The 12,951-nt window shown below is 32.5% G+C and carries 11 protein-coding genes; 6 read left to right on the forward strand and 5 right to left on the reverse strand.

Annotated elements, in window-relative coordinates:
- Positions 1-13: 13 nt before the first annotated feature.
- A complete protein-coding gene (locus METIG_RS09530; RefSeq protein WP_013798838.1) occupies positions 14-190 on the reverse strand; it encodes a hypothetical protein in 177 nt (58 codons plus the stop codon).
- 357 nt (positions 191-547) lie between these two features.
- Between METIG_RS09530 and pyrG the strand changes: the two genes are divergently transcribed.
- The 3 genes from pyrG (at position 548) to METIG_RS03385 (ending at position 4,810) form a co-directional block, all read left to right on the forward strand.
- Positions 548-2,164 carry a glutamine hydrolyzing CTP synthase gene (gene pyrG / locus METIG_RS03375; protein WP_013798839.1) on the forward strand — a complete coding sequence of 539 codons (1,617 nt, stop codon included), beginning with the start codon at positions 548-550 and terminating at the stop codon, positions 2,162-2,164.
- Between the two features lie 90 nt (positions 2,165-2,254).
- Positions 2,255-3,394 (forward strand): amidohydrolase family protein, encoded by a 1,140-nt coding sequence (locus METIG_RS03380; protein ID WP_013798840.1) that lies wholly within the window; start codon positions 2,255-2,257, stop codon positions 3,392-3,394.
- 156 nt (positions 3,395-3,550) lie between these two features.
- On the forward strand, positions 3,551-4,810 hold the full coding sequence (locus METIG_RS03385) for an MBL fold metallo-hydrolase RNA specificity domain-containing protein (protein WP_013798841.1): 1,260 nt from the start codon (positions 3,551-3,553) through the stop codon (positions 4,808-4,810).
- A 191-nt stretch (positions 4,811-5,001) separates the two neighbouring features.
- On the opposite strand, the gene METIG_RS03390 is transcribed toward METIG_RS03385, so the two are convergent.
- Genes METIG_RS03390 through METIG_RS03405 form a run of 4 tightly spaced genes read right to left on the reverse strand, consistent with a single transcriptional unit; the run spans position 5,002 to position 7,987 of the window.
- Positions 5,002-5,658 carry a cytochrome c biogenesis CcdA family protein gene (locus METIG_RS03390; RefSeq protein ID WP_013798842.1) on the reverse strand — a complete coding sequence of 219 codons (657 nt, stop codon included), beginning with the start codon at positions 5,656-5,658 and terminating at the stop codon, positions 5,002-5,004.
- 7 nt (positions 5,659-5,665) lie between these two features.
- The gene (locus METIG_RS03395) at positions 5,666-6,046 is read right to left on the reverse strand and encodes a thioredoxin family protein (protein WP_013798843.1); all 381 of its coding nucleotides are present in this window, start codon (positions 6,044-6,046) and stop codon (positions 5,666-5,668) included.
- On the reverse strand, positions 6,046-6,951 hold the full coding sequence (gene trxR, locus METIG_RS03400) for a F420-dependent thioredoxin reductase (protein WP_013798844.1): 906 nt from the start codon (positions 6,949-6,951) through the stop codon (positions 6,046-6,048). Before trxR ends, METIG_RS03395 begins: the two co-directional genes overlap by 1 nt.
- A gap of 10 nt (positions 6,952-6,961) precedes the next feature.
- A complete protein-coding gene (locus tag METIG_RS03405) occupies positions 6,962-7,987 on the reverse strand; it encodes a hypothetical protein (protein ID WP_013798845.1) in 1,026 nt (341 codons plus the stop codon).
- 416 nt (positions 7,988-8,403) lie between these two features.
- Between METIG_RS03405 and METIG_RS03410 the strand changes: the two genes are divergently transcribed.
- The 3 genes from METIG_RS03410 to mmp3 all read left to right on the forward strand — a co-directional run bounded on the left by METIG_RS03410 (position 8,404) and on the right by mmp3 (position 12,801).
- Positions 8,404-9,495, forward strand: coding sequence for an SPOUT family RNA methylase (locus tag METIG_RS03410; RefSeq protein WP_013798846.1), 1,092 nt, complete (start codon positions 8,404-8,406; stop codon positions 9,493-9,495).
- A gap of 252 nt (positions 9,496-9,747) precedes the next feature.
- Positions 9,748-11,139 (forward strand): lactaldehyde dehydrogenase, encoded by a 1,392-nt coding sequence (locus tag METIG_RS03415; RefSeq protein ID WP_013798847.1) that lies wholly within the window; start codon positions 9,748-9,750, stop codon positions 11,137-11,139.
- Positions 11,140-11,301: 162 nt separating this feature from the next.
- Positions 11,302-12,801, forward strand: a complete 1,500-nt coding sequence (gene mmp3 / locus METIG_RS03420; RefSeq protein WP_013798848.1) for a methyl-coenzyme M reductase-associated protein Mmp3 — start codon at positions 11,302-11,304, stop codon at positions 12,799-12,801.
- Positions 12,802-12,951 lie beyond the last annotated feature (150 nt).

Here is a 12,951-nt window from a genome sequence, read left to right on the forward strand (position 1 = left end):
AAATAAAAAATAGTTAATTGGATAATTCTTTTTTCAATTTTTCATTTTCATTTTTTAAGGTATCATAGAGCTTCTCATAACCTTCTGCATTTAAATTTAATTCTTTCATAAGGTTTATAATAATTTCAAAGTGCTCTTCCGTATGCTCTAATAGGTGGAGAAGTTTTTTTATCTTTTTTTCATCTTCCATGATATCACCATGTTATTATTTCTGTTTATTGTATGCTACTAAAGTATAAATAATTTGTTATTAGTAATATTTCCATATTTAAATAAAAGTTAAAAAGGCATGTTTTTAGAAATCAAGTGTACCTAACATTTTTATAGAACCTATATAGAATTATTTAGGTTATAGAATTGGATTTTTCATAAATTATAAAATAAAATAACACAATTAATGTATCAAAATTCAGAAATTGCCTTTATATATCCCATATTAAAGTTTTGTGCTATTTTTACTGAATTTAAGTTTACAACAAAAACAAACTATTAAAATAAATTTATTATTTAAAAACTTCATAAAATTAATTAAAATGAGGGATAATTTATGAAATACATATTCATTACTGGAGGGGTAGTGTCCTCTCTTGGGAAGGGAATTACAGCATCATCAATAGGAAGATTGTTGAAAGCAAGAGGATTTAAGGTTAATATGATAAAGATAGACCCATATTTGCAGATTGATGCAGGGACAATGTCCCCCTATGAGCACGGTGAGGTTTTTGTTACAGAAGATGGTGGAGAAACTGACTTGGATTTAGGGCATTATGAGAGGTTTGTTGATATAAACCTAACATCAAGGAACAACATAACTACAGGGAAAATTTATTGGAGCGTATTAACCAAAGAAAGAAAAGGAGAATACTTAGGAAAGACAGTCCAAGTTATTCCACACATAACAAATGAAATAAAGGACTGGATAAAAGAACTTGGAGAAGGTTATGATGTAACTATTGTTGAGATCGGAGGAACTGTTGGAGATATAGAGAGTTTGCCATTCTTGGAGGCAATAAGGCAATTTAAGAAGGATGTTGGTAAGGAAAATGTTTTATATATCCACGTTTCTCTCCTTCCATACATAAGAACTGCTGGAGAGTTAAAGACAAAGCCAACCCAACATAGCGTTAAGGAATTGAGGGGAATAGGTATCCAACCAGACATTTTGGTTTGTAGAACAGAAGTCCCAATGGGAGAAAAGATTAGGGAAAAACTTGCTTTGTTCTGTGATGTGGATAAAGAGGCAGTTATTGAGGCAAGAGACGCAAGAACTATATATGAAGTTCCATTAAACCTTGAAAAAGAAGGTCTTGGAAAATTAATAACAAAAAAATTGAACCTTCCAGATAGAGAGCCAGACTTAAGAGAATGGAGGGCAATGGTTGACAGAATAATAAATCCAATGCATGAAATCACCATAGGTATTGTTGGAAAGTATGCTGAATTGAAGGATGCATATATGAGTATTACTGAGGCATTGGTGCATGCAGGGGCAAAGAACGACACAAGGGTCAATATAAATTGGATACACTCAGAGGTTTTGGAAAAGGAGGACTATGTTGAAATTCTCGACAAATTTAGAGAAGATGGAAAGTTAGATGGTATCCTTGTCCCAGGTGGATTTGGAGATAGAGGAATTGAGGGAAAAATAAATGCAATAAACTATGCAAGAGAGAACAACATCCCATTCTTGGGAATTTGTTTAGGTATGCAGTGTGCAGTTATTGAATATGCAAGGAATGTTTGTAAATTAGAGGGAGCTAACTCAACAGAATTTGATGAAAACACACCACATCCAGTAATTGATTTATTACCAGAACAGAAGGAGGTTACCCAAAAAGGAGGAACAATGAGATTAGGGGCATATCCGGCAATTTTGAAGGAAGGAACTCTTGCATACAAGTTGTATGATAAAAAAGAAGTTTATGAAAGACACAGGCACAGATATGAGGTAAACCCAGAATACCACAGCATTCTTGAAGAACATGGACTTGTTATTTCTGGAACTTCACCAGATGGAAGATTAGCAGAGTTCATTGAAATCCAAGACCACAAATACTTCATTGCTACACAGGCACATCCAGAATTTAAGTCAAGACCAAATAAACCACATCCATTGTTTGATGGTTTAGTTAAAGCATCATTATCAGGAAAACTTAATGAATAAAATTAAATTTTTTAATTTTTATTAATTTCAAATTACTATGCTTTTTTATTTAAAATTTTTAAAATTATTTTAGATATATAGGGGATCAATATGTATCTGCAATCAAACTTTTTGTATGGTGAGAATTTTGAACTAAAAAAAGGAACTTTAGTTATTGAAGGTGGAGTTATTAAAGGATTTACAAATGAAAAGGTCAATGCCATTAAATATAAAGGAATAGTCATCCCCTCTTTAATAAATGCACATACACACGTTGGAGATGCAGCAATAAAAGATATAGGTATTAATAAAACTTTGGATGAGCTTGTTAAGCCCCCAAACGGATTAAAGCATAAGTTCTTGAATAGTTGCAGTGATGAAGAGTTAATTAATGGGATGTTGTGTGCTTTAAATGAGTTGTTCGAAAATGGAATAAGATATTTCTGTGATTTTAGAGAAAATGGAATAAAAGGAATAAATTTACTAAAAAAAGCAATTTCATTAAGTGAATTAAACATCGATGCAATAATATTGGGAAGACCCACAAAAATAATCAAAGAAGAAATAAAAAAAGAACTAAACGAGATTTTAGACAACTGTAGTGGTATAGGATTGAGCGGTGCAAATGAGTATAGTGACGAGGCGTTAAAATTTATATACAGATGCACAAAAGATAAAGATAGGATATTTGCCATACATGCAAGTGAACACGAAGGCTCTCTTAAATACTCGTTAGAGCACTACGGAAAAACAGAAATTGAAAGAATTATTGATTTAAAAGTAAAGCCAAACTTTATTATACATGCTACCCATGCCACACCAAACGATATGGAACTTTTAAAGGAAAACGGTATAGGCGTTGTTGTTTGCCCAAGGGCAAATGCATCTTTTAATGTTGGATTACCAAATATTAGGGCACTTTTGGAGCATGGCATCTTAGTAGGAATTGGAACGGATAACTTTATGGCAAACTCACCCTCAATATTCAAAGATATGGACTTCATATATAAAATTTACCATATCGAACCAAAAGAAATCTTAAAAATGGCAACAATCAACAATGCAAAGATATTAGGCATTGAAAATGTTGGGATAATCAAGGAAGGATACAAACCATCTTTCACATTCATAAAACCAACAAATGCCATAAAATATTCAAAAAATATTGTAGCATCAATAATTACAAGATGTGAAAGAGGAGATATAGACTTGTATTTTATGAAAGAGTTTGCACAGCTATTTACGTTATAAAAAAGAAGAATTATGCTTTATTTGAAAATTTAGCACAATCATGACTATTTCAAATTTGTGACAAATACATGTAAAATTCACAAACAATCTACATATTAATCAAATTCAGAAGAAAAAGTTCAATATTGATTTGTATTTTATGTAGGAGTGATGTTCATGGCTATAGTGAGATTTCATGGAGGTTGTCATCAAATAGGAATGTCATGCATTGAGATAGACACAAAAAAGTCCAGAATACTGCTTGATTGTGGTATGGATCCAACGAACAATGCAATTCCAAAAGTTGATGAAAATGTTGATGCAGTTATTGTATCCCATGCACACTTAGACCACTGTGGTGCAATTCCATTTTATAAATTTAAAAAAATATATTGCACAACTCCAACAGCAGATTTGATGTATATTACATGGAAAGATACTTTAAACCTATCAAAGTCCTACAAAGAAGAAGACATACAAAGGTCATTGAATAATACTGAGACGCTAAACTACAAAGAAGAAAAACAGATAACAGAAGATATAACCTTAAAATTTTACAACGCTGGGCATATCCTTGGAAGTGCTTCCATATATTTGGATATTGATGGAAAAAAGATTCTTTATACTGGAGATATAAATGAAACCCCAACAAGAACACTTTTACCTGCAGATACGGATGTAGATGAGATTGATGTTTTAATCATTGAATCAACCTATGGTTCTCCATTAGATATAAAACCATCAAGAAAAGCCTTGGAAAAGCAGTTAATTGATGAAATAGCAGAGACTATTGAAAATGGGGGAAAAGTTATCATTCCAGTGTTTGCAATTGGAAGGGCACAGGAGATACTCTTAATAATAAACAACTACATTAGGAGTGGAAAATTAAAGGATGTTCCAGTTTATGTTGATGGTTCCCTTATTCATGCTACTGGCATATATATGAGTTACTTAGATTGGCTAAACCCAAAATTAAAAAATATGGTTGAAAATAGGGTAAATCCATTTGGTGAACTTAAAAAAGCAGATAATAGCGTATTTAATAAAGAACCTTGCATAATTATCTCAACTTCTGGAATGGTTCAAGGTGGACCAGTTTTACAATATCTGAGTTTATTAAAAAGTCCAAAAAACAAATTAATACTAACTGGTTATCAGGCAGAAGGTACACTTGGAAGGGAATTAGAAGAAGGAGCCGAAGAAATAACACCATTTAAAAACAAAATTCCAGTAAGAGGCAAAGTTGTAAAAATCGAGTTTTCAGCCCATGGGGATTATAACTCACTTGTCAGATATATCAAAAAAATCCCAACGCCAAAAAAGGCATTTGTCGTGCATGGGGAACGATATCAGACATTATCCTTTGCAATGACAATATGGAAATCCCTGAAAATTCCAACATTCGCTCCAGTAAATGGAAGCATCCTCCCGCTATAAGAGGCACTGCCGAGCGTAGCGAGGCAGTGCATCCGATTTGGATGAAACCTTTTTTAAAGGTTTCATGGGAGTATCTTGCCCCTATAGAGATACCAAACGTAGCTAGGTATCGGGACACATCAAGCACTCGGTATTGTTTCTGACCCATGTGCATTTTTGCATTTATTAAAGAGAGATTTAGATAATATAAATTAATTAAAAATCACATAGATACCAAGAACTATCAAAATAACACCTGAGATGATGTTTATTACTCTTGGCTTTGTGATTTTATTTATAATGCTTTTTCCTTCTGCACCAAGTGTGCTAAGAATTATTATTGGAATTCCAAAACCAATGGAATAAATAAATAATGCAATAAATCCAAATAGAATGTCTGATTTTGTTGCTGTGTAGGATAATATTGTTATCAAAACAGGGTCTGCACAAGTATTGGCTGTAACCCCATAGAAGAACCCAAATAAAAAGGCATTAAGATATTTTAGTGAAGAGAACTGAAACTTTTTATTTTTTGCCTTATTTAAATAGCTTCTGAATTTATTTAAGGAATCTGTCAAAATTGACAGTTTATAGTTAAACAGCGTGGAAAATCCAAATGCTATTGCCAAAATTCCAGCAATAAACTTTAATTTATACAAATCAAAAGTAGAGCCAAAAACCGCAGAAATTACACCAAGCAAACTGAAAATTAACGACAACCCTAAAACAAAAAATAGAGAAACAATAAACCCTTCCTTTTTTGAATTTGAAACTCCAAATGTGTAGGCAAGTGATATTGGCAAAATAGTTATTACACAAGGTCCCAACGCCGTAAAAAGTCCTGCAAAAAATATTAAAAGCAAATCCATTTTCTCACTACTTTAATTGCTTTGCTTTTTCTTTTATCTCTTCTGGGTTATAGCCAATGGTCTTATCAACAATTTTCCCATCCTCTACATAAAACACAGTTGGTAAATATCTCACTCCATATTTTGATGCCAACTCTTTATTTTCATCAACATTTATCCTCACAACTTTTATCCCTTCTTTTTCCAATTCATCCAACACTGGCTCTAATTTTTTGCAATATATACACCAATCAGCATAAAATTCTACAACACATGTTCCATTGAAATCAGATCTGCCCTCATTTATGCCTATACCTCCATTATTAACGCTACTATCCTCAACACACCCAGAAAATGGAACAGATAATCCCAAAATTAAAATTGGAAAAAGAAAGATTTTTAAATTCATTATCCCATCCTCTGGATGTATTTTGTTGCATTAACCATTGCTATTGCTCCCTCTCCTACTGCCTTAGATACCTGCATAACTCCTCCTGTCACATCTCCGCACGCATATATACCATCAATGTTTGTTTTACAATTTTTATCCACAACAACAAATCCATTTCTTAACTCTATTCCACTACCCTCCAAAAATTCCGTATTTGGAATATGCCCCAAACTCACAAAAATTCCATCTGCCTTGACTATTTCTTCTTTTCCATTTCTTTCAATTTTTAATCCCTCTACTTTATTTTCCCCAACAATTTCTATTGGTTTGGCATTGTATATAATCTCCACATTCTTTGCCTCTTTTAATCTATCTAGCATAATTGGTTCTGCAACTTTGATATTGGCTTTATCAGTTATAAGGTAAATTTTATTTGCAATATCTTTTAAATTTATTGCAGACATTACAGCTGGAGTATCTCTTCCCACAACGATAACGTCCTTTTTTAAGTAAAAGAATGCATCACATGTTGTGCAGTAACTGACCCCCCTCCCAACAAATTTATCCTCATTTAGTCCCAGTCTTTTTGGCCTTGTTCCTGAGGCAATTATAATGGTTTTGGTTTTGTATTCGTTATTTTTGGTTATTACCTTAAATGGTCTCTCACTTGTATCAATTCTTATAACTTCCTCATGAACTATTGGTAACCCAAACTTCTTGGCATGTTCAACAAACTTCTGTGCTAACTCAAAACCCCTAATCTCATCAAATCCAGGATAGTTTTCAACAATCCCTGCCTCTGCTATCCTCCCTCCAGCATTTTCCTTCTCAACGCATAGAACATTTAACTTTGCCCTCATCGCATAAATTCCCGCAGTTAACCCTGCTGGCCCTCCACCAATTATTATTGTATCATAAGTCATTATCTTCACCTCATAGTTTTATATAGATTTTTTCTAAGTGACTTTTTAATAACTCCAAGCAATCTTCGCATCTCTTTGATTTACAGTTTAAATCTAACAAGTGATTATCAAACTGCAAAAATGCCATCATGTTATAAACTGAGCATCCAAATGGAGATTTTGTATTATATCTGAGTTTTTTGAATTCATCTTCAATGTTGTTATTTAAGTAAAATATCTCATTTTCATCCCCCTCATTCATAACTGGCTTCATTGTGAGTGTTGGTGGGCTTCTTGTTATTATGGCAGATGCATTTGAAAGTTTAACAGCATTTACCATACCTTCTGCACTTGAAACTGGTTCTATTATTGTGGATGATTCCTTATCTATTGCCTCTGGAAGGAATGAAACCTTTATCCTCAACCACGTGGATTCTTCTGGATTTTTCTCTATTATCTCTCTGGCTTTCTTTGAGATATTGTTGTTTGATAGGTAGAATTTATAATACTCATTGCAGAGTTCTCTCAACCTACTATCAAATTTATTCTCATGAGTTAGGTAGTATTTTACTTTTCTACCATATAATTTTTTGTCATAATACTTCTTAAAGTTTTTTGCAGATTTCTTTGTTAATTTTAGGGCGTCATCAAAGGGAATATTTGTTTTATATTCTATTAATTTTGCATACTCGTATGTTTCAATAATTATGTGTGTTTTGTATTTATTCTCAATAGCGACAGAAACGTAATCCTCAAATGTAGGATGCCTCATAAGCATTCTTTCCAATTCCTCAGTTGTGGTATTTTTGTTTAAACTTTTAATTTCCTTTGGAGTTAGTAGGCAGGGACCCGTTGTAATATTCTCTGATATGAAGTTCCCCATCATTCCAACAAACCTATGTGGTGGGAGTTCCGTAAATTCATAAGAAATTATTGGTTTTAAATTGTATTTTTCAATAACTCTATTCCAATATTGAGGATAAATGTGTCTCCAATAAGTGTTAGCAAAATTTTGAATTGTGTTAGGGCATCCTCTACATACAATGCATGCGGTCAAGGATATCACCTTAATGCTATTAAAATTTCTAATGATGTAATTATGAATGTTTATAATTGTGTCATATTACTACACAATTATATTTACTCAATAGTATATAAATGTTTCTACAGAATTCGTTGAATGACATAATCAAAAAACCACACCGTTCATTAAGTTTTAAAATCCCTATGAAGCATATTTCAAAAATATTGATTAGGTAATATATAATGACTATGAATAACGAAATAATTTCAGGATACAACAAGTCAATAATAATGCAGTATATTATTTAAATATTTTAATTTTTTTATATTTGTATATTCAAATAAATTTTTACAAATAAATTTTAATTTAAGTAAGTGGACAAGTTAAATAAATAGAAGAAAAAGAGAATATATACAAAAATCTCACAAACGGATTGGAGGGGCAATAAAATGAAGTTCATAATAAAAACACAGAAGGGTTATGAGGGCATAGCGGCAAATTATCTCAAAGAAGAAGTAGAAGATATAAAAGTGCACATAACACCACATGGTTATTCGGGCATTGTTATAGTGGAGAGTGAAGATGACATAACAGATAAAGCACTAAAAATTCCAGAAATTGAGAGGGTTTTAAAAGTATTATTTGAAGTTCCAGCAGATTTGGAAAAAATTGTAAGTTTAGCTGATAAAATAGCAGAGCATATAAATGAGGGAGAATCCTTTGCAGTAGAAACAAAGAGAAGAGGGAAACACAACTTCAGCAGTGTTGATGTAAATATTGTTTTAGGGGCAAAGATTAAAGACCTCACAAACGCTGAGGTCAATTTAGATTATCCAGATAAAGTTGTTTATGTGGAGATTATTAAGGACATTGCATATATATGCATTGGAGAAAGAAAAGAATGGAGAAAATATGAAAGCAATAAAAAGAACGCAAGAGAACTATTTAAAAAAGTTACCATTGTCCAAATGCCTTATTGGGGGGAATTAAAAGTCTGCAGAAAATTTGGAGAGCAAATTGGAAGAGCTGCACAAGCATTTGAAGTTAAGGAATTAATAATAGCACCAAAGGGGAAAATAGATGCCTATGAACTTTTGGAATTTTTAAAAGGAGTTCAAATAGGACAAAAATCAAGATATTTAGTTCAAAAAGAAGCATACCCTTGGGAAGTTAAAAAAGTTCCAGTTAGTGTGCATGAGTTGTATCAAGTGGTTAGAGATAAAAGAAGAAACAATAGGTTATTAATTGTCACTGACCCAAAAGGAAATACACTTAACCAAGTTAAAGATAAGTTAAAGAAGGATTTAAAGTTTGCAAAAGAGGTTATAATTTTCATTGGTTCAAGGGAAGGTATTCCAAGAGGAATATTTAGATTTGCAGATTACGTCATTGACCTTGCCCCTTACATGACATTTGCAACAGAACATGGAATTCCGGGGGCGTTGATAGGATTATGGACAATTTATGATGAAGAAAATGACGATAATGAAAATAATGATGAAAATAATGAAAACAGCGGTAATGAAGAAACAACAAAATAGATTTAACTTAAATATGATTTAGTAAGTTAATTAAGTTAATTTAAGTAACTTTTCATACACTGTGCCCACTACGGAGCACAGTTGATAGAATACACCCTATTCACTATGGAATAGGGTAACGTAAAAATTAATAGTCCAAACTTATTTTAAATTCTCTAAAAATTATTTATAATAAGTGATATATAAATATTATGATTTACAGCATAAAATTATTTTAGAGCCAAATTATAATTAAGCAATTTTGGTGAAATCATGTTTATAAATGGAGAATGGATAAGAAGGGAAGATTTGGAAGTTATAAATCCATATTCATTAGAAGTTATTGATAAAATAACATCTTGCAGTAGGGAAGAGACAAAATATGCCATAGAGGTTGCTAATGAGCATAAAGATGTTATGAAAAATCTCTCCCCAACAAAAAGATACAATTTACTCTTCAAAATTGCAGAAGAAATAAAGAAAAATAAAAAAGAACTGGCAAAAATTATCTCCCTCGATGCTGGAAAACCAATTAGACAATCCATAATTGAAGTTGATAGGACAATAACAACCTTTAAACTCTCCGCATTTTATGCGAGGGAGTTGAGGGGAGAAGTCATTCCATCGGAGAGGCTAATTTTTACAAAGAGAGAACCAGTTGGTGTTGTTGGGGCTATAACTCCATTTAATTTCCCTCTTAATTTAGTAGCACATAAGGTAGGGCCTGCATTTGCTGGGGGAAATACCGTTGTCTTACATCCATCTTCAAAAGCCCCGCTTATAGCAATAGAATTGGCAAAAATTATTGAAAAGGTTTTAAAAAGTATGGATATTCCATTGGGGGTATTTAATTTAGTCACTGGAAGAGGGGAAGTTGTTGGGGATGAAATAGTAAAGAATGAAAATGTAAATATGGTTTCATTTACGGGAAGTGTCGAGGTTGGTGAATCTATAGCTAAAAATGCAGGAATGAAGAAAATAACGCTCGAATTGGGAGGAAGTAACCCACTTATTATTTTGAAGGATTGTGATTTGGAGAAGGCAGTTAATGCAACAGTTAAAAGCTCCTACCTAAACGCTGGGCAGGTTTGCATATCTGTTGGAAGGGTTATCGTTGAGGATGAGATTGCAGATGAATTTATAAAGAGAATTGTTGAAAAATCAGAAAGTTTAAAAGTTGGAGATCCACTTGATGAAAAAACTGATGTTGGGCCATTAATAACCCTTGAAAGTGCAGAAAGAGTTGAGAGTTTAGTCAATCAATCAGTTGAGGAAGGAGGAAAAGTTTTATGTGGAGGAAAGAGGGAAAAAACCCTCTATTATCCAACAGTTGTCGAGATTGATGAAGACAACATATTGGCAAAGGTTGAGATATTTGGCCCAGTAACCCCAATAATTAGAGTTGAGGGTTTGGATGAAGCAATAGAGGTAGCAAATAACACCAAATACGGATTACATGCTGGTGTGTTTACCAATGACATAAATAAAGCCCTAATGGTTGCGGATGCACTTGAAGTTGGAGGGGTTATGATTAACGATTCCCCAACATTTAGACAGGATAACATGCCATTTGGAGGCGTCAAAAAGAGCGGATTGGGAAGAGAAGGAGTAAAATATGCAGTTGAAGAGATGACAGAGATAAAAACAATTGTAATCAATAGGTAAAGGAAAATTTAAAAAACTTTGAAGGAGATATAAAATTTTAATTATCTATTTAATTATTAATTATTCATTATAATTATCCATTTTTATTAGAATTTCAAAGAATGAGCATTATTTCTCAAATTCTAAATAGTTATAAATGATTACAACGATTAGGTGGATTTTATGAACGTAATTGTAAACGGAAAACCAAAATCAGGAGAAACTCTAAGAGATGTTATTAAAGACGAACCTTATGTAGATGGAGCAAATATCGTAATCATCAAAGGAAGTAAAAAGGAAGTGGAAGAAGAGGCAAAAAAATATGTAATAAAAACAACGAAAGGTAGTATAACCATTGCAATAACAGAAAACAATGAAAGTTCAAAATTTTGGAAGGAAAATTATAAGCTTTTTGAAAACAAAAACCTAAGATGGAAAAGTGGAGTAGATGTTTCCTTTGGGGCAATAACCATCGACTTAGACATCAGTCCAGAGAAAAAGCAGTTTAAGAAGTGGGATGTAGTTTTAAGTTTGTCTGGATTGGATAAGAACGAGGGACATTTGGTTTTTGTTAAAAAGGATGTTGAAGAGATGTATGGTTTGGAAAACCCAAAAATAGGTATTGTGGTCGGAGGGAAAAGAGTTATCTCAAATTTAACCAAAGGGGACAAAATTCTTTCCATTGAGCCGATAAGGGAGACAAAGGAAGAAGTTGATTATTTAGTAACTAAGGATTTGAACTTAAAATTAGAAGATGGCTGGGAGATTTATACTTACTTTGAGGCAACATTTGATGGACTACCAAAGAGCGTTGAACATGCATTGGCTATAATGGAGGATGGATTTTTTGAAATATCCGAAAACACTAACACATACATTGCAGATTGTAGGTTGCAAACATTAATAATTGATGAGGAAAACTTTAAGGATAGAGATAGGGGAGTTATAACTGTAAGAAACACAGGAAATGGCATTGGGAAGGTTTATATTTACAGAGAGGGAAGGGTTTCATCCTTATCCCACACGGTAGTTGGAAAGGTAACAAAAGGTATGGAATTAATTGATTTTTCAGAAGAAGGGATATTAACAGTAGTTACAAACCCAAAGAGATTAAATGCTATTGGATTAACACAAAGAGAGGCAGAGGAGTTGTTTAAGGAATATGGCATAAAAGTTGTTAGAGAAGGGAATACAGATGATGACGCAATAGTAATTGAACAAATCCCAGAATACACAATGGATATATTAAAAACAAAAGAAGTTAAAGTTGTTGGAATTGAACCTGACAAGTTAGTTTGCATAGAGATATTTGATAAAGAAGCACCAATAACAGCATGGTATTTTAGAAAAACAACAGGATTGACAACGAGGAGAGTAGGAAAGTTGAAGGTTTACTTTAAACATAAGGATTTAATAATGTTTGAGGGTAACAAAGAGTATGCAAAAGGTCTTTTGCCAGAAAATACTCCAAAAGATAAAGTTGAGGCAAATACAATTGCAGTAACGAATATGGTTAAAAGATATAAAGGTATGATTGGTGTTAGGTTGAGTGATAGTGACAAATTTGGTCCTACTGGGGAAACATTTGAGGGAACAAACTTAGTTGCTAAGATTGTTAAAAATGCAGAATATCTAATGAATGTTAAGAACGGAGATACTGTATATCTATTAGAAATAAAGTAAAATTTTATATCCTTCTTCTTTTTTATTTGGGGGATTTTTACATTTAAAATTTTAAATAAATCAACACATAAAAAACTATTTAACACTAAGGATAAAAATTAATATGCTTTTGAGATTATTTAATATGGTATTCATAAAGGGAGGAATATT

The organism is Methanotorris igneus Kol 5 (genome assembly GCF_000214415.1).
Classification (GTDB): Archaea; AGJL01; Methanococci; order Methanococcales; family Methanococcaceae; genus Methanotorris; species Methanotorris igneus.

Coding starts and splice junctions, on each gene's coding strand:
- METIG_RS09530 (WP_013798838.1), bottom strand. CDS start 190: ATGGAAGATGAAAAAAAGATAAAAAAACTTCTCCACCTATTAGAGCAT.
- pyrG (WP_013798839.1), top strand. CDS start 548: ATGAAATACATATTCATTACTGGAGGGGTAGTGTCCTCTCTTGGGAAG.
- METIG_RS03380 (WP_013798840.1), top strand. CDS start 2,255: ATGTATCTGCAATCAAACTTTTTGTATGGTGAGAATTTTGAACTAAAA.
- METIG_RS03385 (WP_013798841.1), top strand. CDS start 3,551: ATGGCTATAGTGAGATTTCATGGAGGTTGTCATCAAATAGGAATGTCA.
- METIG_RS03390 (WP_013798842.1), bottom strand. CDS start 5,658: ATGGATTTGCTTTTAATATTTTTTGCAGGACTTTTTACGGCGTTGGGA.
- METIG_RS03395 (WP_013798843.1), bottom strand. CDS start 6,046: ATGAATTTAAAAATCTTTCTTTTTCCAATTTTAATTTTGGGATTATCT.
- trxR (WP_013798844.1), bottom strand. CDS start 6,951: ATGACTTATGATACAATAATAATTGGTGGAGGGCCAGCAGGGTTAACT.
- METIG_RS03410 (WP_013798846.1), top strand. CDS start 8,404: ATGAAGTTCATAATAAAAACACAGAAGGGTTATGAGGGCATAGCGGCA.
- METIG_RS03415 (WP_013798847.1), top strand. CDS start 9,748: ATGTTTATAAATGGAGAATGGATAAGAAGGGAAGATTTGGAAGTTATA.
- mmp3 (WP_013798848.1), top strand. CDS start 11,302: ATGAACGTAATTGTAAACGGAAAACCAAAATCAGGAGAAACTCTAAGA.